This is a genomic window from Fusibacillus kribbianus (assembly GCF_030053595.1).
In the GTDB taxonomy this organism is placed as follows: domain Bacteria; phylum Bacillota; class Clostridia; order Lachnospirales; family Lachnospiraceae; genus Lientehia; species Lientehia kribbiana.
Map to the genome: position 1 here is coordinate 1 of NZ_JASGBQ010000026.1, position 25,027 is coordinate 25,027.

At 48.1% G+C, this 25,027-nt stretch carries 27 protein-coding genes, 2 pseudogenes and 1 riboswitch; of the genes and pseudogenes, 5 read left to right on the forward strand and 24 right to left on the reverse strand.

From position 1 onward, the window contains the following. Positions 1-152 precede the first annotated feature (152 nt). From QJ036_RS11735 to QJ036_RS11790, 12 genes and pseudogenes are all read right to left on the reverse strand, one after another. Positions 153-1,760 (reverse strand): IS1182 family transposase, encoded by a 1,608-nt coding sequence (locus tag QJ036_RS11735; protein ID WP_283231568.1) that lies wholly within the window; start codon positions 1,758-1,760, stop codon positions 153-155. Between the two features lie 799 nt (positions 1,761-2,559). After that, positions 2,560-2,979 carry a hypothetical protein gene (locus QJ036_RS11740; RefSeq protein WP_331487549.1) on the reverse strand — a complete coding sequence of 140 codons (420 nt, stop codon included), beginning with the start codon at positions 2,977-2,979 and terminating at the stop codon, positions 2,560-2,562. A 131-nt stretch (positions 2,980-3,110) separates the two neighbouring features. After that, on the reverse strand, positions 3,111-4,001 hold the full coding sequence (locus QJ036_RS11745; protein WP_283231569.1) for a Fic family protein: 891 nt from the start codon (positions 3,999-4,001) through the stop codon (positions 3,111-3,113). A gap of 389 nt (positions 4,002-4,390) precedes the next feature. Continuing rightward, a pseudogene (locus QJ036_RS11750) lies at positions 4,391-4,693 on the reverse strand (TnpV protein); the annotation flags it as partial. A gap of 44 nt (positions 4,694-4,737) precedes the next feature. Continuing rightward, positions 4,738-6,207, reverse strand: coding sequence for a helix-turn-helix domain-containing protein (locus QJ036_RS11755; RefSeq protein ID WP_283231570.1), 1,470 nt, complete (start codon positions 6,205-6,207; stop codon positions 4,738-4,740). A 304-nt stretch (positions 6,208-6,511) separates the two neighbouring features. Beyond that, on the reverse strand, positions 6,512-6,763 hold the full coding sequence (locus tag QJ036_RS11760; protein WP_283231571.1) for a helix-turn-helix domain-containing protein: 252 nt from the start codon (positions 6,761-6,763) through the stop codon (positions 6,512-6,514). Positions 6,764-6,828: 65 nt separating this feature from the next. After that, positions 6,829-7,101: an acylphosphatase gene (locus tag QJ036_RS11765; RefSeq protein WP_283231572.1), complete on the reverse strand. Its 273-nt coding sequence runs from the start codon at positions 7,099-7,101 to the stop codon at positions 6,829-6,831. Between the two features lie 31 nt (positions 7,102-7,132). Beyond that, positions 7,133-7,474, reverse strand: a complete 342-nt coding sequence (locus tag QJ036_RS11770; RefSeq protein WP_283231573.1) for an arsenate reductase family protein — start codon at positions 7,472-7,474, stop codon at positions 7,133-7,135. 10 nt (positions 7,475-7,484) lie between these two features. Beyond that, positions 7,485-8,177, reverse strand: coding sequence for a metallophosphoesterase (locus QJ036_RS11775; protein WP_283231574.1), 693 nt, complete (start codon positions 8,175-8,177; stop codon positions 7,485-7,487). 119 nt (positions 8,178-8,296) lie between these two features. Next, positions 8,297-8,623, reverse strand: coding sequence for an MmcQ/YjbR family DNA-binding protein (locus QJ036_RS11780; protein ID WP_283231575.1), 327 nt, complete (start codon positions 8,621-8,623; stop codon positions 8,297-8,299). A 4-nt stretch (positions 8,624-8,627) separates the two neighbouring features. After that, a complete protein-coding gene (locus QJ036_RS11785) occupies positions 8,628-8,840 on the reverse strand; it encodes a hypothetical protein (protein ID WP_283231576.1) in 213 nt (70 codons plus the stop codon). Between the two features lie 112 nt (positions 8,841-8,952). Next, entirely contained in the window at positions 8,953-9,432 is a 480-nt protein-coding gene (locus QJ036_RS11790; protein WP_283231577.1) for a YbaK/EbsC family protein, read from the reverse strand. Here QJ036_RS11790 and QJ036_RS14360 point away from each other — a divergent pair. From QJ036_RS14360 to QJ036_RS11800, 3 genes are read left to right on the forward strand one after another with little or no spacing between them, the layout of a single operon-like run. Next, complete coding sequence (locus QJ036_RS14360; RefSeq protein WP_465221482.1) at positions 9,424-9,726, forward strand: EamA family transporter; 303 nt, start codon at positions 9,424-9,426, stop codon at positions 9,724-9,726. The genes QJ036_RS11790 and QJ036_RS14360 overlap by 9 nt on opposite strands. After that, positions 9,632-10,075, forward strand: a complete 444-nt coding sequence (locus QJ036_RS11795; protein ID WP_283231578.1) for an EamA family transporter — start codon at positions 9,632-9,634, stop codon at positions 10,073-10,075. Before QJ036_RS14360 ends, QJ036_RS11795 begins: the two co-directional genes overlap by 95 nt. Then, positions 10,072-10,575, forward strand: coding sequence for a DUF6512 family protein (locus QJ036_RS11800; RefSeq protein ID WP_283231579.1), 504 nt, complete (start codon positions 10,072-10,074; stop codon positions 10,573-10,575). Before QJ036_RS11795 ends, QJ036_RS11800 begins: the two co-directional genes overlap by 4 nt. Here QJ036_RS11800 and QJ036_RS11805 read toward each other — a convergent pair. Next, positions 10,546-10,827 carry a hypothetical protein gene (locus tag QJ036_RS11805; protein ID WP_283231580.1) on the reverse strand — a complete coding sequence of 94 codons (282 nt, stop codon included), beginning with the start codon at positions 10,825-10,827 and terminating at the stop codon, positions 10,546-10,548. The two genes, QJ036_RS11800 and QJ036_RS11805, sit on opposite strands and share 30 nt — an antisense overlap. A gap of 74 nt (positions 10,828-10,901) precedes the next feature. Beyond that, complete coding sequence (locus tag QJ036_RS11810; RefSeq protein ID WP_283231581.1) at positions 10,902-11,156, reverse strand: FMN-binding protein; 255 nt, start codon at positions 11,154-11,156, stop codon at positions 10,902-10,904. Positions 11,157-11,214: 58 nt separating this feature from the next. On the opposite strand from QJ036_RS11810, the gene QJ036_RS11815 reads away from it, so the two are divergent. Both QJ036_RS11815 and QJ036_RS11820 read left to right on the forward strand, forming a co-directional pair. Beyond that, entirely contained in the window at positions 11,215-12,933 is a 1,719-nt protein-coding gene (locus QJ036_RS11815; RefSeq protein ID WP_283231582.1) for a GGDEF domain-containing protein, read from the forward strand. 545 nt (positions 12,934-13,478) lie between these two features. After that, positions 13,479-14,852, forward strand: a pseudogene (locus QJ036_RS11820) (EAL domain-containing protein). A gap of 248 nt (positions 14,853-15,100) precedes the next feature. On the opposite strand, the gene QJ036_RS11825 reads toward QJ036_RS11820, so the two are convergent. The 10 genes from QJ036_RS11825 to QJ036_RS11870 all read right to left on the reverse strand — a co-directional run bounded on the left by QJ036_RS11825 (position 15,101) and on the right by QJ036_RS11870 (position 25,010). Then, entirely contained in the window at positions 15,101-16,003 is a 903-nt protein-coding gene (locus tag QJ036_RS11825) for an ABC transporter permease (protein ID WP_283231583.1), read from the reverse strand. Then, positions 16,000-16,914, reverse strand: a complete 915-nt coding sequence (locus tag QJ036_RS11830) for an ABC transporter ATP-binding protein (RefSeq protein WP_283231584.1) — start codon at positions 16,912-16,914, stop codon at positions 16,000-16,002. The genes QJ036_RS11825 and QJ036_RS11830 overlap by 4 nt, the downstream gene beginning before the upstream one ends. A gap of 56 nt (positions 16,915-16,970) precedes the next feature. Next, complete coding sequence (locus QJ036_RS11835) at positions 16,971-17,162, reverse strand: PspC domain-containing protein (RefSeq protein ID WP_283231585.1); 192 nt, start codon at positions 17,160-17,162, stop codon at positions 16,971-16,973. 109 nt (positions 17,163-17,271) lie between these two features. Then, positions 17,272-18,888 (reverse strand): phosphoenolpyruvate--protein phosphotransferase, encoded by a 1,617-nt coding sequence (gene ptsP / locus QJ036_RS11840; protein ID WP_283231586.1) that lies wholly within the window; start codon positions 18,886-18,888, stop codon positions 17,272-17,274. Between the two features lie 143 nt (positions 18,889-19,031). After that, positions 19,032-20,384 (reverse strand): alanine/glycine:cation symporter family protein, encoded by a 1,353-nt coding sequence (locus tag QJ036_RS11845; protein WP_283231587.1) that lies wholly within the window; start codon positions 20,382-20,384, stop codon positions 19,032-19,034. Between the two features lie 109 nt (positions 20,385-20,493). Beyond that, positions 20,494-20,622: riboswitch (glycine riboswitch) on the reverse strand. A 126-nt stretch (positions 20,623-20,748) separates the two neighbouring features. Further along, complete coding sequence (locus tag QJ036_RS11850) at positions 20,749-20,988, reverse strand: polya polymerase (RefSeq protein ID WP_283231588.1); 240 nt, start codon at positions 20,986-20,988, stop codon at positions 20,749-20,751. A gap of 106 nt (positions 20,989-21,094) precedes the next feature. Then, positions 21,095-23,479 carry an ATP-dependent DNA helicase gene (locus QJ036_RS11855; RefSeq protein ID WP_283231589.1) on the reverse strand — a complete coding sequence of 795 codons (2,385 nt, stop codon included), beginning with the start codon at positions 23,477-23,479 and terminating at the stop codon, positions 21,095-21,097. An 86-nt stretch (positions 23,480-23,565) separates the two neighbouring features. Continuing rightward, entirely contained in the window at positions 23,566-23,793 is a 228-nt protein-coding gene (locus QJ036_RS11860) for an HPr family phosphocarrier protein (protein WP_283231590.1), read from the reverse strand. A 105-nt stretch (positions 23,794-23,898) separates the two neighbouring features. After that, on the reverse strand, positions 23,899-24,129 hold the full coding sequence (locus tag QJ036_RS11865; protein ID WP_283231591.1) for a hypothetical protein: 231 nt from the start codon (positions 24,127-24,129) through the stop codon (positions 23,899-23,901). Beyond that, positions 24,126-25,010, reverse strand: a complete 885-nt coding sequence (locus QJ036_RS11870; protein ID WP_283231592.1) for a DegV family protein — start codon at positions 25,008-25,010, stop codon at positions 24,126-24,128. The genes QJ036_RS11865 and QJ036_RS11870 overlap by 4 nt, the downstream gene beginning before the upstream one ends. Between the last annotated feature and the right edge of the window lie 17 nt (positions 25,011-25,027).

Genomic DNA, 25,027 nt, shown 5'->3' on the forward strand with positions numbered 1-25,027 from the left:
GTTGCATAATGACCTGAAATCTAAGCGATATCGGGTCAGGAGCAACGCTCCTTCGTTTTTGGAGCAAAAAAACCGGTTTGAGAATCCACTGTGGATAATCAAGCCGGTTTTTAGCGTACTTTAATAAACACTCTACGTTTCAGGAGTTTTTTCTATGCTGTTCTCGTTTCGTGAAGATGGCTCCGCAACCGATCCCCCTGAATCTTTGCGTGGAGTTTATTGATGTTGTACCCCATGCACAGCAGAAGAAACTCGATTTTTACTTTGATTTTTCCGCAGGTCAGAAATCGGTTGAAACCGTAGTCATGTTTCAGCACTCCGAAGGCTCCTTCGACCTGGATCGAACGGTTCATCCGATACCGGATTCCCTCTTTACTCGTAATGTTTTTCAAGGATACCGCTCTTTTCTCGATCAGTATCTTCGACACATACAGCTGCTTTTCTTTTTTGGAGCGGGTACATTTTCCGCCAAAATGAGGGCATCCGCTGCAATCCTCACACCGGTATATATCCTGTCTGGATTCATACCCGGTAACACTGGTCTTTTTCCTCTTTCCTACATTCCACAGGATCCGGCCCTGGGTACAGACGTAGCAGTCTGCTTCTTCAATGTAAGTCATGTTTTCCCGGCGACCGACCTCTTTCTTAAAGCTGCGTTTCTTCCACTTCTCGTAGGTCAAGGGTTTGATGTAAGCGGTCCGCCCTTCTTTTTCCAGCCAGAGGTAATTCTCCTCATTCTCATATCCGGCATCCGCAGTCACACTGTTGTATTTGTGTCCCAGAGTTCTTTCCAGCTCTGTCAGAAAAGGGATCAGGGTATTGGTGTCGTTGCGGTCAGGGAAAACACCAACGCCAACGATATATTCACTGTCCACACCGATCTGTATGTTATATCCCGGTTTCAGCTGGGCATTTCTCATGTGGTCGTCTTTCATGTGCATGAATGTGGCATCCGGATCGGTCTTGGAGTAGCTGTTTCGTCCTTTGAAGTTCTTTTTGTGGACATCATAGCGTTTCTGGCGGGCCAGGCACTTCTCCAGATACTCTTTATCCCGCTGGATCCGGCTTTTTCGCTTGCCGCGGCCATGAACAGGCTGAATCCCCTGAGACTGCATCTTTTCGTCTAAACGTGCAGCAGCACTCTCCAGATCGGAAACAGCGGTATCGGGAGAAAATGCGAGGGTTTGCAGATGTTCCTGATTGATCTCTGTCATTCGTTCTTTCAGCTGACTCTGCATCCTTGCTTCCTGTTTTCCTACGGCTTTCTTCCAGACAAAAGTATACTTGTTGGCCCTGGACTCGATCTTGGTACCGTCCACAAATAAATTTTGTCCGCTGATCTCTTCGGATTCCAGGAGGATACGGGCCAGCTGTCCAAAAAGATCTTCACAGGCCTCCTGCAAAAAGTGGGTACGAAATCTGGCAATGGTACAGTGATCAGGTGCTTTGTTTCCGGCCAGGAGCCACATGAAGTTGATATCACGGTGGCAGGCCTGCTCGATCTTCCTGCTGGAATAGATGCCCTGAGAGTAAGCGTATACCAGAATTTTAAACATCAGACTGGGTTCGACTGCAGGATTTCTCCCTTCACGGGAGTACGCCTGATAAAGACTGTGATAGTCTAACTCCTCCAACATATGGCTTAGCAGACGAACCGATTCATCGGTGGGGATCAATCCTTCCAAATTTAATGGAAGAACCAGTTGATAAGTGTCGCAAAATTCGGTATAATTCTTATGGTATTTTTTTGTGTTTGGCATACTTAATTATACCACAGAGGGCAGGTTCTTCGGAACCTGCTTTTCTGTTTTTTACTGATTTTGGGGTATGAAAAGAGGGATGCTACACAACTAATTTTTTTTAGTTGTGCAACATCCCCTGATTACTCTGCCCGTCACAGTTTATTGTCGCTTGTCCAGCAGTGACTCGTCGGCTATTTGAATTGTTGCAGTAAAATTTGCATTATCTGAGGAAAGAGGCTTTTGATTGCTCCTAAATACGTCGGCTTTCCGTTCAAGAATTCACTCTGCCGTGGCAGATAAATAATACTTTAATCATAGTTTTGATTTACTCCTTTTTGCCCAGAAACGCCCTGTTTTGCGAGGGTTTCTGGGGTTCGTGTGGTTTGCTCTGAAATTACAGATTGTGACAAATCAGAGCAGAATTGAGCATGTCGTTACTACCTGTTAGTAGTATAATTAGTAGTAAAAGGGAAATGGTTACTACTAAAGGTTTTGCCGTTCCTTCTGCATCTGCTCAAATACTTCATCCCATTCTTTCTCGTCACGTCACTCATCATTTTCTGATATTACTGCTTTTCCGTCATCATTATACTTGGTGTTATCTGACGCCATTTTATAAGATTTTTCACTGTATTGGGTCATTATCTGTTTCTCCTTTTTGTCCTAGTATGTCTTAGTTCCTAATATTTCGTGGTAATCTTGGTTTTGTTCTAAAGTTACAAATTGCGGCAGATCAGAGCAGAATTGAGCAAGTTTTTACTACTTGTTAGTGTTAGTTGTAAAGTTGGTAGTAAAAAAGAGGGGGCTACTAACACAGTTAGAAAATGAAATCGCTTATGTAATTTCCTACAATACCTAAAACAGTTCCAATAACAAGAGTGTCCTTGATGCTGTTCCATGTTGCATAAGTGACGGTATCACCTTTTAATACCCTTTCTTTTTTTGTGATATTGTACCGGCGAATCTGACCGGCATGAGTGAACACACCTTCAAACAATCTGCGGTGAATCGTCAGCCATTCAGCCGGTGAAAACTGGAACGTTTTCTCACCTAACAGCTTCGCAATTCTTGCGGATACAATATCGGCTTCCTTAGTATCTTTCTCAATTTCTATACGATCAGTACGCTGTTCATAATAACTCCGAATACGTTTCTGTGCTTCATCAATACTGATTTTACCTTCAATATGTTCCTTGGCAGTATCCAACAGATAGTCGGAGGTTTTCAATCCGTCCACTGCCTGCAAGCCGATTGCAGTCTGCCATGCCTCACTCTTTTCAATTTGACTGGGCTCACCCTGTTTGATATATTCTTCAAGCTCAAATTGCCAGTTCTTTTCTGCTGACCTAGCTACGCCTCGTTTCTTGCTTAATACGCGATTCTAAAATAATCCAAATACGCTTTATATTTGTCCTGTGCTGTCAGACAGGTATCTGTTAGATATCCTTTTTCGTTATTCCATTCTTTCAAACCACGATAATAGAACATCTTCAGATTATCCTCAATGATGAACGGAACGATATTGTATTTCAGGCATTCCTTAAACATAATCAGTCTGCCTACACGACCATTGCCATCCTGGAACGGATGAATTCGTTCAAATTTCACGTGGAAGTCCAAAATATCCTCAAAGGTTTTTTCTTCTTTTCCGTTATACTCTGTCAGCAGGGCTTTCATTTTTTCGGCAACTTCTTCCGGGAGAGTGGTATCCATGCCGCCAACCTCATTCGGTAATTTCTTGTAATCACCGACAGCAAACCAATCTTTTCTGGAATCGCTTGTGCCGTTCTTCAGGATCAGGTGAAGTTCTTTGATAAACTTTTCTGTCAGTACCGCTTTTGCATTGTCAATAATCATATCAATACAGCGAAAGTGATTTGCTGTTTCAATTACATCATCCACATTGAGCACTTCATTCTCTACGCCAATGGTGTTGGTTTCAAAAATATATCTGGTCTGGTCGTGGGTCAGACGGCTGCCCTCGATATGATTGGAGTTGTATGTCAAATCAATCTGTGTCTTGTGATAAATACCCCCGGAATAATTGCTTGCTTTCTGTTCTTTCAAAATATCCAGCAGAGTAATGGGTTCTTCTTTTTTCTTGTTGGTACGCTCCGGTTTCTCTACATTTTCGGGAATGTTCCAGGTCTTGCCGGTAAGGAACGCACCAATCACACGCCCCTGGGCGCAGTAATTTCTTACGCTACGCTCTGACACATTCCACTTTTTTGCTATTTCCGCAACTGAAAGGTATCGCATCTGCTATCCTCCGTCATAAATCGAATCAAAAAACTACGCTAATCTACTGTATAGTATATCACATCATCGGCAAAAATACCAGTCAAACCCTGCTTTTATCGATTTATTTTTGCCGATGTAGGAAGTTGTTTTCTGATTGTTCCGTTATCATCACAGCTGAATAGACTTCCGGGGAAAGCACTCCACACACAGCAACATAAATGCATGATCAGTATCACATTATTATCAATAATTATGTGATTGATGTTTGAACTCCATATAAAAAAGGCTGGATGCCACCTTTTTTATAGCAACATCCAGTCTCATTTTATGCTTTATTCTTCTACCCCGTAGACCAATTCATGGAGGATAATTTCCTCAGCCCGGTTATGGATCCTGTTCATCTTTTAAATCCATAACCACTGGTCATTCTCTTTCAATTCTTCAGTCGCAAACTCGGCTTCCTGCATCTGCCTGATAATCCGCTGCAATCTGGTCTGTGCCTGTTCGTTCAGATCGGCAAGATAGGTCCAGAGCTGACCTTCCAGAAGCAGATCATTGAACATGATCGGATTATGCTCCTTGAGATACTCACGGTGCATCCGACCGTATTTTCCAATAGATCGTTCTTCGTTCGGGAGCTTTAAATCCGGAATGTAGTAATCTCCTGCCAATACATAATTGATACTGTTGATATTCATTTTGTTTTCCATATCTATATAAAAGTAAACTTGCTTATCAAACCGTCCAGTAACACCTATGAATCCAACACCATAAACTTATAAATATCACGCTTCAGTAATACAATTAAATGAGTCTTTGGAAATAAATATAAAATCTTCTTCATGCTTTCCACATACCAATCTGGAACATCACATTCCTTTAGAAGTTGTTCTGTTTCTGCTGGCATACGGCTACAAGTATATTTTCCTTTGCGCACAGCCTCTTTTATTTCAAACGCCACCCCTGAAGGATTTTCACAACACTTACCATTTAATTTATCATATAGATAGGCATATACATCCTCTCGGCTGGATATCAATTCACCTAACGGAATTCCTTTATCATATAAAAGTTCTGCATTATCCTCCCATGCGCCAGTGCTATGTAGAAAACCATATAATGTGAGCAACGTACTAAATTTAGGATTCTCATTATCTGAAAGTGCTTTGTCTAAATTTACCTCTCCGTAATTATCCTTAAATTTATCATTTTCTACAGCATAACTGAAAAACGCATTCACTTGCTGTGTTGATAATTCTAGATTCATCAAATCCCTGCTACTAATTTGTTCATTAACATCCTCTATCGTCATCAACACTGGCCAGTCTGACAGTGACTTGTAATACTCATCTGCCTGTATGTTAATTAATCCTTCCGGATATTTTTTATCCATATCTTTTGGAAAAAGTACAAATCTTGTTATTTTTATTTGCTCCTCACTCTCAACATGCATATTTTCATTAAAAATAACGTTGAGTTCTCTAACTACACCATAACTTTCAAAGTACTCCTGTAAGCAATCTTTAACACACCCAGTTGCATCGCCCGAAATATAAATCTCATTATAATTTTTTATTGGATACATATTTATTTCACTAATTCCAAAACCATCCTTGCGATAGTTTCTTCCACAAGAACACTTCTTCTCTGGTAAATCCATCCCACATTTTTCATCTAGAACAAATTCTACTTTTTTACATGTCGGACAAAAATAATGTGATGGTAATGGATTAACATTTGTTCCACCCAAAAGCCATGCAATAAAAGAGGCTCCCATCTGTGCACCTCTTATTTCAAAATATAAATCCTTTGCACAAAATTCTTCTTGAAGTTTCCCCAAAAATCCCATCCACAGAAGTGTCTCTTGTCCATCAAGCATCAGTTCCTCTGTCTTAAAACGATTGACAATCCTTATAGGCGGATTATCTCCATACATTTCCTTCATTTTGTTTTTTGCTATATCAATTATTTCATTTTTCATTGTAAATAAGTCCTTTCTCTTCTTATCGAAAGCAGCATATTCACAAGTTAACAGCTCGTCTACGCTTATATCAAGCACTTCTGATAATTTCCTAATAGTATCTATTCTGGGTTTAGATGCTCCATTCTCCCATTTAGATACCGCTTTATCCGACTTACCGACGAGTGCACCCAATTGGTATTGAGACAGGCCTCGTCTCTCCCTCAATGCACTGATAAAATTTCCAAAACTATAGTCTCTCATAATCATCCTCCGTTACTTGCTATCTTAATTTTACAACGGATTTTAGTTTTTTCAATTCATTCATATAGAACAAAAGTAGAGTTTACATTTTTGCATTTTCTTCAAAATATTATTTCTTTTATTATATCGTCACATCTGTTATTTTTTCATAGAAAAACGCCCCAGTATAACCGGAGCGTCTCTACCTCGTAGCAATGCTACACCACTTTAAACATTTTCTGTGATATTCTGCTTGCCATCTGAATCCTCCCCTCCTAATTCTTTGCATGACAAAAGCACCTGCCAACTTAATTGACAGATGCTCTCATGATGTTGCAGTATAAAAATGCAGATCATGAATATGGGTGACGATCGCATCGATCAGAACCTGGAACAGTTCACTGAGCGCATACAGATTATCAACAGTCGGCATGCTGATTCCATTTAACCAGTGATACACACTCTGCACACTGCCAAGTCCAAGGTATTCCTGCACTTCTTTTACGGTGATACCTCGCCTGTCCATGATTCTTCGAAGGTTGATCCCGGTTTCCCGTTTGTCGATCAATGGGAACATATAATCACACTCCTTATTTTTCGGCTCTTCCATCGTCTATTCTATACTCATACTTCCACCGCCCTCTACCTGATCCGAAAGATCCCTTCCTTCTCAAGCGGCAGCGACTTCACCTTCATATCCCGGATCATCACATAAGTTCCCCGCTGGATCATAAGGATCATCTGGTCGATATCTGCTTCCGTTCCCTGCACCTCCATGGAAACGCTGCCATCCCATTCATTCCGGACCCAACCGGTGATGCCAAGGGAATTGGCCGCATGGAGGGCTCGATATCGAAACCCTACACCCTGTACATTGCCATAAAAAATGATCCGTTTTCTTACTCTGTCTGACATGATCTCTCCTGTTTTCTCCGCTGAAAATGTGTCAACTCCAGCTCTTCCACACATCCGGCTGATAACCGAGCGTAGACTGCTTCCCGTTTCGAACGACCGGCGTTCGGATCACCTGCGGGTTTTCAAGGATCTTTTGAAGCTTGTCCTCATCGACAATATATTTGATCAGGGCAAGTGTGTCCTGGTCCCGCCCCTCCCAGTTGATCATATTTTCGATACCGCCATTAGCCTGGGCAACAGAAGTGAATTCTCCCTTGCTCATGCCCTTCTCTTTCATATCAATAAACTGATATTTGATGCCGCGCTCCTTGAAAAAGCGCTCTGCCTTCTTCGTATCATTGCACTTCTTTGTCCCGAAGATCTGTATATTCATTGGCCTCTCCTTATTCAACGGTGTTTCTAGCCAAATCATCGGCCCAATTATTGGGGCGCTGATCCAATACGTATGGAGTCATCTGAGAACCCATTGCCACTCTTCGTTCCCGATCCTTCACGATCCACTCATCCAGCGTGAGCGGCACATAATCAGAAAACATGCAGAAGCAGTTGATCATGTTGCAGGGGATTCGCTGAGCTCCGTGTTCGGAACGGCGAATCCGGCTTCTTGTATCCTGTATATAATCATTGACCAGAACCTCGTCGTAGGTATTGTGCACGTGCCCATAAAGCATATATGCTCTCGGATTTCCGTCCTGATCCACCCGGTTCTGTCCATTGTAGCAGAACACAGGATAATGAGACAGGATGATCTTGCGCTTATTATCGTTCAATTCCTTATAATGCTCGATCCAGCCAAACAGACTGCGGTCAAAGCTTTTGTCGCTCAGGAATCTGTCATGATTCCCAACGATCAGATATTTCCGGCCGTTGAGCTGTTTCAGGATCTCTTCCGTTTCCTGGGCTTTTCCGATGGAAAAATCGCCAAGGACGACCACCTCATCCTGTTTCCTGACCCGCGAATTCCATTGGCTGATCATGTACTGATGCATGTCTTCCACAGATGAAAACCCGCGGTGATCCATGGAAGTATTCAAATTTCCATGATAGAAATGAAGGTCTGAAATGTAGTATCGCATAGTTAAGCACACCTTCCCTTCCCCTGTAATGCTTCATAAAGCTCTGCCGCTTCCAATAATATTAAACGAATTCCGATCCCCGGCACGTTGCTTCTGCTCATACAAACACACTCAAAACCTCATGCCGTCAGGTCATAGCTTTCACCGATCATCCGTTTTATATCCTCCTCCGGAATCGTTCCGTTCAATATAATAGAATTCCAGTGAGTCTTATTCATATGATAGGCCGGTATCACTGCTGAAAATGTATTTCTCCAGAAATCCCGCCACTCCGGATCTACTTTCACATTGATCCAGGTGCACCCGTTCCTTTCATATATAAACGCAAATGTCTTCTTGTTCTTCGTATGACGCATTACCGTCCAATTGTCATCATGAAAAGGGTAATCCTCATAAACTCCCGCAAAAGAACGACAAAATGCAATCGCTTCCTGTCTTGTTTTCATCTGCTTACCCCTTCACCAGCTTTCCCTGCTCATCAAAGCTCACCTGATCACCCACATTGATCTGCCGGTCGTAGAGCATCCGGTCCGGCTGACGGACAACAGTCTGCTCGCCGGAGGGCTCCTGCAGAATGACTACCGCCATCACCGGCGTCCCAGCCGCGCGCTCTTCGCAGCCAAAATCCAGATCCTCATCAATTCGAACCACCGAATACGTCATACTGTTCACCGCCCATTCTATCAAAAATTATACTACATTTATTCTGTTAAACCAGGATGCCTGTGCAGTGGTCGCATTCGTGCTGAAGCATCCTTCATAATCGGCCCTACCATTACTCTGCCTCCTCCGGAATCCGGCAGACATCGATCCAGTCCTTGCTGCCGGACAACTGCTCCAGCTCCTCCGGGGTCAGTTCCACCGCACTGCTGGCACTGCCGCAGGCCGGATAGACCTTCTCGAACCGTTTCAGCGACTCATCCAGATACACGTCCACACCGGCTTTGATCCCGAAGGGGCATACGCCTCCCACATCGTGTCCGATCAGAGTATGAACCTCTTCCGCCGTCAGCATCTTGGCCTTCTTATGGAAAAATCCTTTAAATTTACCGTTGTTGATCTTGGCATCGCCGGCGCACAGGATCATCACCGGCTGCTCCTCCACCATGAAGGTCAGGGATTTTGCAATGCGGGCCGGTTCTGTTCCCACCGCGATTGCCGCCAGCTCTACAGTGGCACTGGACACATCAAACGTCTGTACCCGATCTCCATATCCTTTCCTTTGTAAATAAGCAAATGCCTCTTCATATGCCATTGGTTCTCATTCCTTTCCTATTATAGAATATATATTGTTATCTGCTTTGTCAATCGATGGATTGTCGCATTCCTGACGAAAATGCAGCCGCCGCGCCGCACTGATCTCATTTGGTTCCTTGTCTCAGGCGGAGTTGGATTCTTCCTTTATATGATTGCGTTCAATCAGGGGCAGGCCACTGTAACTGCTGCTACGGGAAGTGTTGTTATCGCCACTGTTCCAGTCATTACAGCTCTCCTGGCGAGATTCCTCTACCGGGAAAACCTACACCGCCTTACAAACTTCTACCTATAGTATTTTCTTCGGAACGCTGCTGTTGGCAATTTTTGCACCAGCCTCATTCCAGGAAATTGCCGATGCCCCTGCCATTCAGTATCTTTATCTTGCCATCCTGGGTGTTTATTCAAGCGCTGCCGCATACGTTTCCTGGGCCAAAGCATTTTCTAAAGCAAAGCAAACATCACAGGTCAGCAACTATATGTTCGTCACCCCTTTTTTGACAAGCGTTCTTGGTTTCCTGATTGTGGGCGAAATACCAGACCATGCAACCTTATGCGGCGGCGGGATCATCCTTATCGGAATCTTGATTTTTAATATATTTCCCCTTGCCATCATATATATAACAGTGGGGGTGATAATTTGAATCCATTGAAACGGTACACAATTGCAGGCGTTCTCTTTACCCTGACCGTGGGAACGCTTCTGCATTTCACCTATGAATGGTCCGGCTGCAATGTGCTTGTCAGCATCGTATCCGCCGTCAATGAATCGGTATGGGAACATATGAAACTGATCTTTTTTCCAATACTGTTCTGCTCTTTTTATTTGAACAGGAAACTAAAAAAGGACTATCCTTGCATCTCATCCGCCCTGAACTTCAGCATTTTGCTTGGCACACTTTTGATTCCTGTGATATTTTATACCTATTCCGGAATTCTGGGGTACAACACGTTAGTTTTGGACATTGGCACCTTTTTCATCAGTGTTCTGGCAGCTTTTTATGCCGTTTATAAGCTGGCTCTCTCCTGTCAGCTGCAGCGCTTCCGGATTCCTCTGGGTCTGGCTGTAATCCTTCTCGCCGTGTGTTTTACAGTCTTTACGTTTGCTCCGCCCTCAGGTGGGATCTTCACAGATCCCACCTGACATCATTCCGACTAGTTGAAAAGCAAAATCACCAGTACGGCCACCATACCAAGCGGGCAAAGGACAGACGCCAACGCAAGCAGAATCCATTTCCACCAGTTTGACGGCGCACTGGAGCCCGACGGCGATATCCAGTTGAATATTTATCATGTACTGTCCTGCATTCTTGTAAAATTCTGCCTGCTGCATGGCAAATGTCATCCAGTCATTTTCTCTTCCGTCAAATACTGTCATCTTTGTTACATATTCCAATTGGACTGAACCTTCTTTGCCTGTACAGATATGATTTTCTTTTCCGGATACTTAACGGTACCCCGCCGCTAAATTCAATGTCTGCCGTTCTTTCTTCCTTTTCCTCCTCCGGCGGGAAGCTCGATCTCCTTGTACTCCAGTTCTCCGTTTATCACCGCATTCTCCAGGGTATTCTTTACCGCATTAATGATTCCGGCAGACGAATAGGTTGCCCCATACACCGTATCCACGTCAAGAGACTGACTGTTGATCACGCTGTCAATGACTGCAGGCCCCCGATCTGACGACCGCAAATACCGGATCAGCCGGCTGCAGTCGCCGTATCCCATCCTTCGCATCCCACTTTACTGGATCGACATTTTGTGATAGCATAAGCTTAGGATACGATTGCGTAAGCTCAGTATCCGACTATACGGAGGTAAACACAATGGGGGTTCTAAAACATCTGCTGTTGAAAAACTGCTGATCCTGTTTGTCTGTATCGCAGCTTTTCTGATTTTTTCCAGCCGGTTTCATGTAGGAACCGGAAGCCTGCCGGACAAGGTGTCCGAGGTTTCGGAGGGCTGGTACTATATCCAGGACGGACAGAAAATACCAGTAACGCTGTCCGCCTCCATCACCCTTGATTCCGATGAGGATCTGGTGCTTTACTGTGACGGCCTGACTGCCGAAAATGCCGAACAGGTACTGACCACCCGCGGCGCCGTATACAGACTGAAAATCTCTGTCGGCAGTGAAACACTGTATCAGTACGACGATGCAGCGTTTCCGCGAAATGCCCAGATGGCCTCAAAGGTGAACTGTACCGCCCAGCTGCCCTCATCCTATGACGGAGAGGCGGTGTCCTTCACTTATGAAAATACGGATGGCCGTACCTTCCATATTAAAGAAGTCTATGCAGGTACCCCTCTTAATGTATTTTTCTATCACTGCTCCAAAGATGCAGTCACATTGCTGACTGTTTTTGTGATGGCAATTCTTGCCGTGATCACCATAGGGATCTCTTTGTACCTGAAATACATGCATGTGCAGGAAAAGCGTTTTTCCGATATTGCATGGTTCCTTCTCTTTTGCGTCTGCTGGTTTCTGACGGATTCATCCCTTGCTCAGATCCTGGGCGGCTCCTCACCTGTGATCCGCTATATCTCCTTTTATGCCTTTATGCTGCTGGCCGTCCCCATGCTTCATTTTATCAAAAATACGGAAAGCATGAAAAACTGTCCTGTCATCGACGTTATCATCTGGCTTTTTTATGGAAATGCGATCCTTCAGAGCATCCTCAACTATTTCGGAATATTCGACTTTGTGGATATGCTGTTCCTTACCCATCTGCTCCTGTTCGGAGGAAGCGGGGTGCTGATGGTGCTTCTGATATCGGCTTACAAGAAGGATAAAAACCGGGAGCTTTTCTCCATTCTGATCTCCTTTGCAGTCGTAGCGGGCGGAGGCGTCATCTCTCTGATCCTGTACTGGCTCCTTAAGATTTCCCATTATGAAACATTCTTTGAGTTGGGAATCGTCGTATTTATCGTCCTTCTGATCCGAATTCTTGTCGTTACCATGGTACAGAACCTGAAATTCAAGACAGAGACCATGGTATACCAGCGGCTGGCAAAAGAGGATTCCATGACCGGTCTGGAAAACAGACGGGCATTTGACGAGCTTTTAGAGAAGCTGGAAAAAAATTTAAGCTCCTATCAAAATCTTTATCTGATCTTCATGGATCTGAATCAGCTGAAAATAATCAATGACACCCACGAACACCACGCAGGCGACGAAGTGATCATTGCCACTGCCCGCTGCATCGAAAAAGCCTTCGGTTCCATGGGAACCTGCTTCCGTCTCGGCGGGGACGAATTCTGTGCAGTTCTTCCCAACAGTGCTTTGTCCGGGCATCAGCTGTCAGCGCGTCTGGATGAAGAGATCCGGCTGTACAACAGCATCGGCAGCAAGTATCAGATTTCCCTGTCCAGGGGGATCAGCAACATCCGGGACAACAGCGGAAACCTGAAAACCGTCAGCGACTGGAAACAGGAAGCCGACCTGAACATGTATCACAATAAGGGCTGGACCAAAAATACAGAGCTGGGGAGGACGAAACGATGACATACAATCTGGATTTTCTCATCGCATCCCTGATCTTTCTGCTTCTCATCCTGTATCACTTTATAAACCGCAGAAAGCTGGAGGATTCAACCAACCGTCTTTTTCGCCTGTTCATTCTCCTGGGGATCACAGACATTGCCTTTGACATTATCACCACCATGCTCATTGCTTCTCCAAACCCGGAGCTTTCGGAGATCACCGCCCTGATGCTGACCATATTTTACATTCTTCAGGTACTGGTTCCCTATGCGCTGGTTTTGTATGCCCATTCCCTGTGCAGGACATTTTCCGGACAGGATTCCCGAATTTCCATCGTTCTCCTGTCTATCCCCGCCATGGTTATGGCGGTCATGGTGCTCCTAAACTTCTGGTCCGGGTTCTTTTTTACCATTGATGTAAACGGCGATTATATACGTGGCCCGCTTTATCTTGTCATGTACGGCTATGCCGGTTTTTACGGAATCATCGTCTTCATCTACAGCTTGTTTCATTACCGGAAGCTGGGCTCTAAAAACTTCGGTATCATCTGTGAATTTCTCACCATCATGGTGGTCTGCGTTACCGTCCAGGGCATATGGAATGAGACGCTGACGACAGGGCTGGGGCTGGGGCTGGGCATTACCGTGTTCTATCTGACCATCAACAATCCTTCCGATTATATTGACTGGCTCACAGAGGATTTCAATATTCAGAGCCTGATCGGATGCCTCCGGGAATACTTCCGGCACAAAAAGAAATTTCATGTAATTGCTCTGAACATTCTGGATCTGAAGCAGGTCAATATGCTCTTCGGACTTCGATTCGGCGATCAGTTCCTGTGCGAGATCTCAAAAAAGCTTCATGAGATCCTGCAGACGCCCTATGTTTTCCGGGTCTCCAGCAAACGGTTTCTGCTGCTCACCTGCTCTCTCAGCGAATATGCACGGGTGCGGGACGAAATACAGAAGCTGTTTGATTCCTCCATTTCTGTGAACGGAGAAGTGATCCGGCTCCATGCTGACATCTGCGGCATCATTGATGCCCAGACACTGGGAAACAGCGATAACCTCCTTGCCTACATGGATCATCTGATTTCCTTGTCGCCGTCCTCCGCAGACACACTTTTGATTCAGAATGACGAAAATACCATGAAGAATTTCCGTTATAATCAGGAAATCAAGCGGTTTCTGCGTACCGCCATTGCGGATGATCTCTTTGAGGTCCATTATCAGCCGGTCTATTCTCTGGGAAAGAAGGATTATGTGACCATGGAAGCCCTGAGCCGTCTGAAACATCCCGACTTTGGCCCCGTCCCTCCGGACGTATTTATCACCATTGCAGAGAGGAGCGGACAGATCGCCCAGATCGGACTGCTCCAATTTCGCCGTGTCTGTACCTTCGTAAAAGAGCACCCTGAGCTGCTTACCAGGATCGACCACATCAATTTTAACCTGTCTCCAGCAGAGCTTCTGCGGGAAGGCTACAGCCGGCAGATCATAGATACCATACGGGAATTTTCCCTTCCCTTCTCCTTCTTCCAGCTGGAGATCACAGAGACCGTGGCCACAGAATACAGCGATATTCTTTACCGGCTTGCCGATTAGCTCAATGAATACGGGATCAGACTCAGCCTGGATGATTTCGAATCCAGCTATGCCAATCTAAACACCGTGCTGCGGCTTCCTTTTTCCTGCATTAAACTGGACCGCTCTCTTCTGAACGGAATTTCGGAAGATAAAAGGACAGAATTATTCTATCAAAATATTGTTGCCGCTTTAATAAGCATGGGATATGACGTGATTTCCGAAGGAGTAGAAGACAAGAAAGAGATCGGGCTTTTAAAAGAGCTCGGGGTGGACATGATGCAGGGCTATTATTATTCAAAGCCTTTGCCTCCCGAAGAACTGCTCCGGCTGTTATACGATTCTGAAGAAGCATAACAGGCGATTCAGCGGGGATGCTGCAAAAGTAGATTTATGTGATCTGCCGAGCAGCATCCCTCTTTTCAAGTCTACAGCCGTACTGCTCTAAATAAAACAAGGGGGCATTAAGCCCCCTCTCACACCACCATATATGCCGCTCAGCATACGGCGTTTCATCGGTTCATCAGTTCACCATAACTTCAAAGCATGACGCTCATTGTAATAATCATGACAGCTCATTAGTCCGGCTTTGGTGAACACTCCCTTTATTTTCGCCTCCGCCCCAGAAGTACATTCAATCCCACGTAAATGGAGATGGCAAGGACAATGGCTCCGACCAGAATCAGGTACATATGGCCAAGCTCCACCTTTTCTCCGAAGAAGTAAAGATTGCAGTCCACGCTGTCCCGGATGGCCTCCACCACTTCCGCCGGAAAGTTCTGATTTCCCATCTCCTCAAAGACGCCCCGCAGAGCATGATTGCGAAGAAGCGAAGTTCCGTAGGTGCCGGGCAGGAAAGAGATCACCTTCTGAAGGCCCGGGGAGAACTGGGAGATGGGCATGTAAGCCCCGCAGATAAACCCATAGCCTGCACTGACAATGGTTCCCACCGCCGACGCCTGCCCGTTGGTGGACAAAGGGAAGTTGACGCAGGAGGAGAGAGCCGTTCCGAACAATACCAGAAGGAACACATCCAGGAAAAGCGCCAGCACATCCCCGGCAGTCAGATACCAGCCGACATAAGAAAGATACCCCAGGCAAACGCCTGTTGCAGCCACACAGATCAGCAAAGTCGAAATAAGAGTGGACAGGTAATAGCTGAGCGCCACAGTACCGCTTTTCACAGGGGAGATCGCAATATCCCGTCTGGCTCCTGTGATCTTATCCTGAACCATCAGAAGGTTAGAACAGAAGGCCACGGTTACACAGCTGACTGCCAAAAGCGAGGATACCAGCTCGCCGCCCACACAGCCGCCGATGAGCTTATCCGGCACGGTGGCTCCTGCCGCCGACAGCGCCCCCCGGAAAGTGTCCTCATAGACATTGCTGAGAAAAGTTCCGTAAAGCACCAGAAGGATCAGCGGTGTGATCAGAGAAGTGAAAAACATGCCCCTGTCCTTAAAATATAATTTGGTATTGCGCTTGACAAGCGCAGTCAGTCCTGTCATTTCTCCACACCTCCAACCAGCTTTTTCCCGGTCACCGCCAGAAAAACATCGTCCATTCTTCCCTTGGTGATCTCATAATCCCGGAAAATCTCCGGATAACGGATGATAAGCTCTGTGGCAGCAGCCGTGTCGGGTACAGACACCCGGTACGCATCCCGAATTGTCTCAAAATCGACTCCCAGCTTTCGGATCTGAGATTCCTCCGCCCCGTAAATGGTAATAAAATCTCCGGTATAGGTGTTTTTCAGGGTAAGCGGCGTTCCCTCGGCAGCAATTTTTCCGCTGTCCAGAATCACCACATAATCTGCGTCCGCTGCCTCTTCCATATAATGAGTGGTGAGAAACACGGTCATCTTTTCATTCCTTCGGAGATCTCCGATGACCCGCCACAAAATATTTCTCGTCTGAGGATCCAGTCCTGTCGTCGGTTCATCGAGGATCAGGATTCTGGGGCTGTGTAACAGGGCGCGGGCAATATCGATCCGCCGCCTCTGGCCACCGGAAAGCTTCCCCACGGTCCGCTTCAGAAGATCTTCAAACTCCAGAAGCCCTGCAAGCTCCGAGAGCCGTTCCCGAAAGGCTTTTCCTCTAATTCCGTACAGAGCTGCCCGGCTTTCCAGATTGTCCCGCACGGAAAGGTCTTTGTCCAGCACCGAATTCTGGAACACCACACCAAGGCTTCGCCTGATGGCATCGGCATCCTGATCCAGATCTGCATCGCCGATGCGGACCGTTCCGCTATCCTTGGCAAGCAGTCCGCACATGATATTGATGGTGGTGGATTTTCCTGCGCCGTTGATTCCAAGGAAGGCAAACAGCTCCCCCTCCTTGACAGAAAAGCTCAGATCCTGCACTGCCTTTACTTCCCCAAAGCTTTTGCTCAGATGAGAAATTTCAATAATCCTGTTCATGAGATTCTTCTCCTTCGATCCATATTCTCCCATGGCGGCAGTGCCGCCGGAAAACATCAGAAATCCTTACGCTGTGGAATGATCAACGCCGCGATGATATAAGCCAGAATGCCGCTGCCTCCCAGAGCGCAGAACACCACCCAGCCCAGCCGGATCAGCACGGGATCAATACCGAAATACTCTCCGATACCTCCGCAGACACCGGCAATAATCTTATTAACGTCTGATTTATAGAGCTTTTTATTCATAGTAGATTTCCTCCGTCTTTTTGAGAGCCTCGCTCCCGTCTTTCTATGAATATTGTACCGGTTCTGCTCCATTCCCGATAGGCACATATTTCAGGTGAATGTGTCGATTTTATAGCTCCCGTACCCGTTTTCTCACCTTAAGAACCATTCCGGGAGCCACGGAAAGCTCGTCAATGCCCATGCGGAGAAACTCCTCTGTAAGGTCCGTATCCGACGCCAGCTCTCCGCAGATGCCCACCCGTTTACCGAAACGATGGGCATTTTCCGCCGCCATCCGGATCATGGCAAGGACCGCCCGGTGGCGGGGATCATAAAGCTCCCCGATGCTTTCATTCTGCCGGTCCGCCGCCAGCGCATACTGGGCCAGGTCATTGGTTCCGATGCTGAAAAAATCCACCAGCTCTGCCAATTCATCGCTGATCATGGCCGATGCCGGCGTCTCGATCATAATCCCCTGCTCCGGGATCCGGTAAGGAACCCCATCCGCCTCCAGCTCCTTTGCCGCCTCCTGCACCAGCTCAAGCACCTGTTCCACCTCCGTCCGATCGGTGATCATCGGATAGAGGATCGCCAGATTTCCGTAGACAGCCGCACGAAGAAGGGCCCGAAGCTGCGGCTTAAAGATCTCCGGCCGCTTCAGACACAGCCGGATCCCGCGACAGCCAAGGGCCGGATTGGCCTCTGCCTCCAGCTTCAGATAGGAAGCCTGTTTATCGGCGCCCAGATCCACCGTGCGGATGATCACCCTTTTTCCGGCCATCAGCTGAAGCACCTGCCGGTAAACATGAAACTGCTCTGCCTCGGACGGAATCGTTTCCCGTTCCAGATAAAGAAATTCACTTCGGAACAGGCCGATCCCGCCCGCATCGTTCTCGAGAACCCGAGCCACGTCGCTCACATTTCCGATGTTGGCAAAAATGTCGATCTTCCGTCCATCGGCAGTGACATTTTCCTTTCCCTTAAGACTCTTTAAAAGCTGACTCTTTTCTCCTTCTCCGGCGAGCTTCTTCCTGACCACAGCCAGCTCTTCCTCTGTGGGATCAAAGATCACCGTTCCGTCAAACCCGTTCACCGCCGCCGTCATTCCGTTTTTGATCCCGGCAAACTCCACCGGTGCACAGACCACCGCCGGGATTCCCATCATTCGCGCCAGAATAGCTGTGTGGGAATGGACGGAGCCACGAACCGTCACAAACGCAAGGATCTGTTCCCGCTTAAGCCGCACCGTTTCACTGGGGCTTAAATCCTCCGCCACCAGAACCGACGGCTCCCCCGGATTCGCCGTTTCCACCTGTTTACCGCTCAGATTGGCGATGAGCCGGTTGACCACATCCCTGACATCCGCCGCCCGCGCCCGCATATAGGCATCCTCCATGCCGGCAAACATCTCCGAAAAATAATCTCCTGTCATGGCCGCCGCATATTCCCCGTTGACCATTTCCCTGCGGATCATCTCCCGCATGGCCCCGAAAAGATCCTCATCATCCAGCATGATCCGGTGGACCTCAAAAATCGCCGCCCCTGCCTGGCCGGCCTCCTCCACCGCCTTTTCATAGAGCACGGAAAGCTGCTCCTTCGCCTGCTCCCTCGCCGCCTCCAGTCGCAAGATCTCCGCCTCTGCATCCTTTATCTTCAAGCGTTTCACCGGCAGATCCCCGTTTTCCAGAACACAGACCGGTCCGACTGCAATTCCCCTGCTCACAGGTTTTCCCAAATACTTGATCATGGCACACCCTCCTGTCTTTCATTGTATTCCATCGGAATGGATTGTGCAATTTCATTTTTCGGAAAGGCAGAAAAACTGCCGCCTCCGGCCGGAAGCGGCAGTTACAGACTATCGATATGAACAGAACCTTACCAGGTCTCTTTCTATTTTCCGGAAAACTTCCGGCAGATCCCCACGACCACCCCGCTCAAGGCAAGAAGTGCCAGAGCGTTGGGAATCACCATCAGGCCATTGAAGAAATCAGCCAGGGACCATACAAGATCCACCTTCAGGGCAGAGCCCACAATGATAAACGCGATCACCAGCAGAGAGTATACCTTTGCCGCCTTTTTGCCAAAGAGATATCTGGCATTGATCTCGCCGAAGAAATGCCAGCCGAGAATGGTGGAAAAGGCAAAGAACAGCAGGCAGACCGCCACGAAAATGTCTCCGAAGCCGCCGAATAAGGTAGAGAAGGCCGCCTGGGTCAGTGCAGTTCCCTGTTTCCCGCTGTCCAGTACACCGGAGGTCAGGATGGAGAACACGGTCAGGTTCAGAATGATAAAGGTATCAATGAATACGCTGATCATGGCCGCCAGCCCCTGCTCATGGGGATTCTTTGCGGTGGCTCTCGCGTGGGCATGAGGGGTGGAGCCCATACCGGCCTCGTTGGAGAAAAGGCCTCTTGCAACGCCGTAGCGGATTGCTTCTCTGACGGCAATTCCGGCTCCGGCACCCAGAACCGCTTTGGGATTAAAGGCACCCACAAAGATCATTTTCAATGCGGCGGGGAGCTGCGTAATATTGGAAAGAATCAGGATCAGACTTCCCACAATATAGATCCCGGCCATGAAGGGTACGATCTTCTCCACCACGGCAGCCAGTCTGGAGGTGCCGCCGATGAAAATAAAGGCGGCAAACACAGCCAGGATAATGCCGATGGCAACCGGCGGAATATTGATGTTTCTGGACTGGAACACCTCAGAGAAGGCCGCGCCGATGGAATTAGACTGAACCATATTTCCCATAAAGCCCAGCGCCAGAATAATAAATACGGCAAAGAGGGCCGCCAGGAATTTTCCGAATTTCCCCTTAAAAGCCGCCTTTATGTAGTAAATGGGACCACCGGTCACCTCGCCGTCCACCGTCGTCTTATACTGCTGGGCAAGGGAAGCCTCCGCGTAGATGGTAGCCATTCCGAAGAAGGCAGAGACCCACATCCAGAAAATGGCGCCCGGACCGCCGCCGAGAAGGGCCGTCGCTGCACCGGCCAGATTTCCGGTTCCCACCTGGGCCGCGATGGCCGTCGCCAGGGACTGGAAGGGTGTCATCTCTCCCTTTTTTCCCTTCTTTCCCTTGAGGCTGATATGACCGAATACCAGACGGCAGCCTTCCCCAAACTTCCGGACCTGAATGAACTTCAGTCGGACGGTGTAGAAGATCCCCGTGCCGCACAGGATCACGATCAACAGTACGTTCCACAAAAAATCATTCGCTTTGTCAACAATCGGTAACATGTCTTTTTTCTCCTCACATTTTTCTGTCAACACATTTAGACACAAAAAGAAAGAGCTGATACAAAATCAGCCCTCCAAAGAGTAGAACATTGCTTTTTCCCACATTCACGAAATCTGCCCTGTCCTTTTGCCTGAGAGATATACAGTCCCGGATATGACAGGCCGGTCCTGTTTTACACCTTCGGCGCTTTCTCTGCCGGCCTTGCGGCCTGCGGAAAGACTCTCCAGAGTGTCGGTTTCAGTCGACGATATATAACATAGCACATCGTGAAGTAAAAAGCAAGCATATTTTGTCGTTGTGTAAAAAACATTTGTCCGGCCATGGCCGTCTGCGCCCGATCGTCGGGGACAGCGGAAAGGCTGTTTAAACCTCTCCGTCGTACATAAACATTACAAGTCTCTGTACATCCTCAGGCTCGTGAGCGATCAGCTCCATCTCGCCAATGGTCTTATCAGCGAACACGCCGGCCAGTGCAACATACTGGGTCAGCTTGGATTTCAGGTTCAGTCTGTCTCCCTCATCAGTCACTAACTCAACCTTGCCCTTGCACTCATCGATCACCTTGAAAAGCTTATCGATATCCTTGACATTCTTTACCTTCATACTGATTTCTCCTTTCTGAATTACTGAATCAGACTGGCGAAAAACCGCCGTTTCTTTATTTCGGCCTCATCATAGCACACAGGAACCGGTTTGTAAACACATTTTCCTATTTTCTCCTATTTATCCAGAAATCGTCAAGGATTCCCGGGAGGTTTTCGTAATTTGTTACATGATAGTCTGCCCATTCCCGGGGAAACAATCGTTGATATTCACTATAAAGAAACCGGTCATCGAGAAGAAGGATCACACCTTCGTCGGTATCCGTGCGGATGACGCGACCCGCTGCCTGCAGCACCCGATTCATGCCCGGATAGCGGTAAGCATAGGCAAACCCGTCCTTTCCCTGCTCCTCATACCAGCCCCTCAGGATCTCCCGCTCGGTACAGATCTGGGGCAAGCCGGTCCCCACCACCAGAACACCGATAAGCTTTTCTCCCTGCAGATCGATTCCCTCGGAAAACACACCTCCCATGACACAGAAGGCAACCAGGGAACGGTCCCGTTCTCTCCCGAACTCCGACAGAAACTCCTCCCTGTCCGCCTCCGTCATACGGGCTGACTGGAGCAGGAACTCCGGTCCGTCGGAAAGCTCCCGTTTTACTGCCGCCTGGTACACCTCATCCATATAGGAATAGGAAGGAAAATAGACAAGATAATTTCCCTTCTTTCCTGCCGCTGCCGCCAGGATATAATCGAGGATGCGGCCATACTCCCGGCTGTTCCTTCTTTTATAGCGGCTGCTCACATCCCTTCCCACGGCCAGAAGCCGTTTCGACTGGTCAAAGGGCGACGGTGCATACACGGCATACTCCTCGGTGCTGCCGCAAAGAAGCTCCTTGTAATACAAAACCGGAAGCAGCGTCGCAGAAAAGAACACGGTGCTGTTTCCCTTCCTCAGACAGGAGGAAAGATTTTCCGCCGGATTGGCGCAGAGCAGCTTCAACATAAAGGATTCCCTGCCGATCGGCTCCGTATAAACGCAGTAGGAACTGTCCAACCGGTCATACATATTGAGAAAATGGCGGATGTCAAGATAGAGGGCTCCAAAGTCCTCGTTGTCGTCCATCACCCGGTAATCCTCTTTGAATTTCTCCATCTCACTGAAAACCCCGGTCAGGGCCAGCACAAAATTCCCGATGGACTCCCGGACCACGGGCCCGTCACTGTCCCGCTTCATCTCCAGAAGCAGCCGGTTGCATCGGGAAAGCTTCCGTTCCAGCTTTGGGCTGTACGGCTTTACCAGGGCCCGCACCTTGAGGAAATTCTCCTTAAAAAGCGCCGCGCTGTACATCTCCCGGGCCCGCTCCACCAGATTGTGGGCCTCATCCACCAGAAACAGATATTCTCCGCCCGGCCCCTCGCCAAAATAGCGGCGAAGCTGCACATTGGGATCAAAGACATAATTATAATCGCAGATCACCACATCCATCCAGTCGCTTAAGTCAAGGGAAAGCTCATGAGGACAGACCCGGTACTGCTCCGCCCAGCGAAGGATCTCTTCCCGCCCAGCAGTCTCCTTCTGATGAATGTAATCAAACACGGCCTCATTGACCCGGTCAAAATGTCCCTTCGCATAAGGACACGCCTCCGGATTACATTCCGGCCTTTTGCCCTCCTCCGCCATGGGACAGAGCTTTTCCTTCGCCGTCAGGGTAATGGAGGACGCAAAAAGCCCCTTCCTCCGCAGGATCTCCATGGCCTCCTCCGCCACCGTCCTGGTAATGGTCTTCGCCGTCAGATAAAAGATCTTATCATCCAGCCCTTCCCCCAACGCCTTGATCGCCGGAAAGAGGACCGACATGGTCTTTCCGATCCCGGTGGGCGCCTGAATGAACAGAGTCCTTTTCTGCTGCATGGCGCGGTAGGCCGAAACAGCCAGCTCCCTCTGCCCGGGACGATAGGAAAACGGAAAGGCCAGCTCCTTCACCGAGGCATTCCTCCTCTGCCTGTGATGATAGAGGAAGCGGCCCCAGGCTGCATATTCCTCCAGAAGGTGATACACGTAGGCGCGCACCTCCTCTGCCGGCAGCACCTCCTTAAACCGGCGGATCTGCTCGCTTTCCAGATCCGCATAGGTAAGCTGGAGCCCCACAAAATCCGGCCCTGCCATCCCGTTCTCCAGAACCATACAGGCATAGCACATGGCCTGCGCCCGGTGGACCTCCAGAGGCTCCTTGAGCGCCTCGATATCCCAGTAAACCCCTTTTATTTCATCTACCACAGATATCTCATCCTCTTTAAAGATCCCATCGGCTCTTCCCTCCAGAGAAATGACGATATCCTCCGTCTCATATTCCAGCTTCAAAGGGACCTCCGCCCGGTAGTCCGCTCCCATTCGTCCCTGAAGCTTCCGATGGAGCCTGGCTCCGGCGGCCATGGCCTCCGTCTCCTTCTTTCCCCTGCGACGATTGTCGATATCCCCGCTTCGAAGCAGAAATTCCACCAGATTGCGCACAGAGATCCGGATCCTGTTTTCCTCCAGCTTTGCCATGGTCCCCCTCCCTTCCCTCTATAGAAACACTACAGGCTGCCGCCTTCCGGCAGCAGCCCGTATTTTTTTAACCCGAAGCAATTAAATCAGCAGATGGCAAAACGGTCCAGCATGTGCTCAAACCCGGAATCCCTGCCTCCGTACTCCACCGTCAGCGGCTTTGTGAAATCCAGGCTCATAACACCCAGAATGGACTTCGCATCCACTACCACACGGTTGTAATACACATCGATGTCAAAGCTGCATTTGCTCGCTGCTGACACCAGCTCTTTTGCGTCTTCTAACTTCGATAATCTGATTTGCCTCTTATTCATTTTTAACACCCTTTCTCAATCCAGCTGTCACTTGATGTCGAGAGTGTTATATCACCATGCAGACCGGTTGTCAAGATTTTTTCCATATCTTTCCATGGCAATTTTCTAAATTTCTGTAAAACTGCACCGCTCCCGAATGCCGGCTGCATTGATATGGAAGACGATGGTTCCGTCCTCCAGAAGCTCTTTTTCATAGGTCACGGACTCGCCTTTGAACTTATTTTTCACATATTCCTCCGGATCGGAGACCTCCGCCTCATCGATGAACACATCCCTCATCTGATTGTTGGCGCACTGATTGAAGATCTCCCATACGATCTCATATTCTTTGCTCATTCTTTCACCAAATCCTTATCGCTGGTATAAACTAATGCGCACATTCCGGCACCCACATGGGAACCAATGATCGGCCCGATGTCGGCAACGATCGCATCCCCAATGAGCCCCCGCTCCAGAAGGGTCTCCTTAAGCTTCGCAGCCATCTCCGGGTTCGCCGCATGACCGACGATGACCGTCTGCTCGCTGCTCTTATACCCGTCTGTCTCGATCTTCTGACAGAAGGTCTCAAGTATTTTCTTATTTCCGCGAAGCTTCGCCGTATTGACCAGCTTGCCCTCTGTATCCACCGAAAGAAGAGGCTTCACGCCCAGCGCCGTTCCCAGAATCGCTGCCGCTGCGGAGATCCTCCCGCCCTGTCGCAGATGCTCCAGATCATCCACCACGAACCAGTGGCGTACCTTCAGCCGGTTCTCATAGACCCAGGCCTCAAGCTCCTTCATGGACATTCCCGCCTTTTTCATCTGCCCAGCGCGGTATACCAAAAGTCCCTCGCCTATGGATGCGCAGAGGGTGTCGATGCTGACGATCTTCCTGCCGGGATACTTTTCCATCAGAGTCTCAGCTGCCAGAAGAGAGGCCTGATAAGTGCCGCTCAGTCCGGAGGAAAAACACAGATACAGAATATCCAGCCCCTTTTCCAGAATGGGCGTGAATACCTTCTCATAGGTATAATAATTGATCTGAGTCGTGCTGACCTTCTCACCGGCCTTCAGCCGTGTGTAAAACTCATCAAAGCTCATTTCTCTGGCATCCGAATAATGCTGATAGGAAGTCTCTCCCATCAGAAACTCCATGGGTACGACCTCGATCCCCAGTTCCTCAAAATATCTGCCGGGCAAATCGGCCGTGCCATCCGTTACCAGTACGTAATCTGCCATTTTTTCTCCTTTCCTAT

Bases quoted from the DNA above. Each gene is read 5' to 3' on its own strand.
- QJ036_RS11850 (WP_283231588.1), bottom strand. From the start codon at position 20,988: ATGAAGGTAAAGAATGTCAAGGATATCGATAAGCTTTTCAAGGTGATC.
- QJ036_RS11825 (WP_283231583.1), bottom strand. From the start codon at position 16,003: ATGACAGGACTGACTGCGCTTGTCAAGCGCAATACCAAATTATATTTT.
- QJ036_RS11860 (WP_283231590.1), bottom strand. From the start codon at position 23,793: ATGAATAAGAGGCAAATCAGATTATCGAAGTTAGAAGACGCAAAAGAG.
- QJ036_RS11810 (WP_283231581.1), bottom strand. From the start codon at position 11,156: ATGGGATACGGCGACTGCAGCCGGCTGATCCGGTATTTGCGGTCGTCA.
- QJ036_RS11785 (WP_283231576.1), bottom strand. From the start codon at position 8,840: ATGACGTATTCGGTGGTTCGAATTGATGAGGATCTGGATTTTGGCTGC.
- QJ036_RS11780 (WP_283231575.1), bottom strand. From the start codon at position 8,623: ATGAAAACAAGACAGGAAGCGATTGCATTTTGTCGTTCTTTTGCGGGA.
- QJ036_RS11870 (WP_283231592.1), bottom strand. From the start codon at position 25,010: ATGGCAGATTACGTACTGGTAACGGATGGCACGGCCGATTTGCCCGGC.
- QJ036_RS11765 (WP_283231572.1), bottom strand. From the start codon at position 7,101: ATGTCAGACAGAGTAAGAAAACGGATCATTTTTTATGGCAATGTACAG.
- QJ036_RS11855 (WP_283231589.1), bottom strand. From the start codon at position 23,479: ATGGCAAAGCTGGAGGAAAACAGGATCCGGATCTCTGTGCGCAATCTG.
- QJ036_RS11770 (WP_283231573.1), bottom strand. From the start codon at position 7,474: ATGAATATACAGATCTTCGGGACAAAGAAGTGCAATGATACGAAGAAG.
- QJ036_RS11760 (WP_283231571.1), bottom strand. From the start codon at position 6,763: ATGTTCCCATTGATCGACAAACGGGAAACCGGGATCAACCTTCGAAGA.
- QJ036_RS11745 (WP_283231569.1), bottom strand. From the start codon at position 4,001: ATGCGATACCTTTCAGTTGCGGAAATAGCAAAAAAGTGGAATGTGTCA.
- QJ036_RS11775 (WP_283231574.1), bottom strand. From the start codon at position 8,177: ATGCGATACTACATTTCAGACCTTCATTTCTATCATGGAAATTTGAAT.
- QJ036_RS11835 (WP_283231585.1), bottom strand. From the start codon at position 17,162: ATGAATAAAAAGCTCTATAAATCAGACGTTAATAAGATTATTGCCGGT.
- QJ036_RS11755 (WP_283231570.1), bottom strand. From the start codon at position 6,207: ATGAGAGACTATAGTTTTGGAAATTTTATCAGTGCATTGAGGGAGAGA.
- QJ036_RS11830 (WP_283231584.1), bottom strand. From the start codon at position 16,914: ATGAACAGGATTATTGAAATTTCTCATCTGAGCAAAAGCTTTGGGGAA.
- QJ036_RS11735 (WP_283231568.1), bottom strand. From the start codon at position 1,760: ATGCCAAACACAAAAAAATACCATAAGAATTATACCGAATTTTGCGAC.
- ptsP (WP_283231586.1), bottom strand. From the start codon at position 18,888: ATGATCAAGTATTTGGGAAAACCTGTGAGCAGGGGAATTGCAGTCGGA.
- QJ036_RS11790 (WP_283231577.1), bottom strand. From the start codon at position 9,432: ATGGCATATGAAGAGGCATTTGCTTATTTACAAAGGAAAGGATATGGA.
- QJ036_RS11845 (WP_283231587.1), bottom strand. From the start codon at position 20,384: ATGTTACCGATTGTTGACAAAGCGAATGATTTTTTGTGGAACGTACTG.
- QJ036_RS11865 (WP_283231591.1), bottom strand. From the start codon at position 24,129: ATGAGCAAAGAATATGAGATCGTATGGGAGATCTTCAATCAGTGCGCC.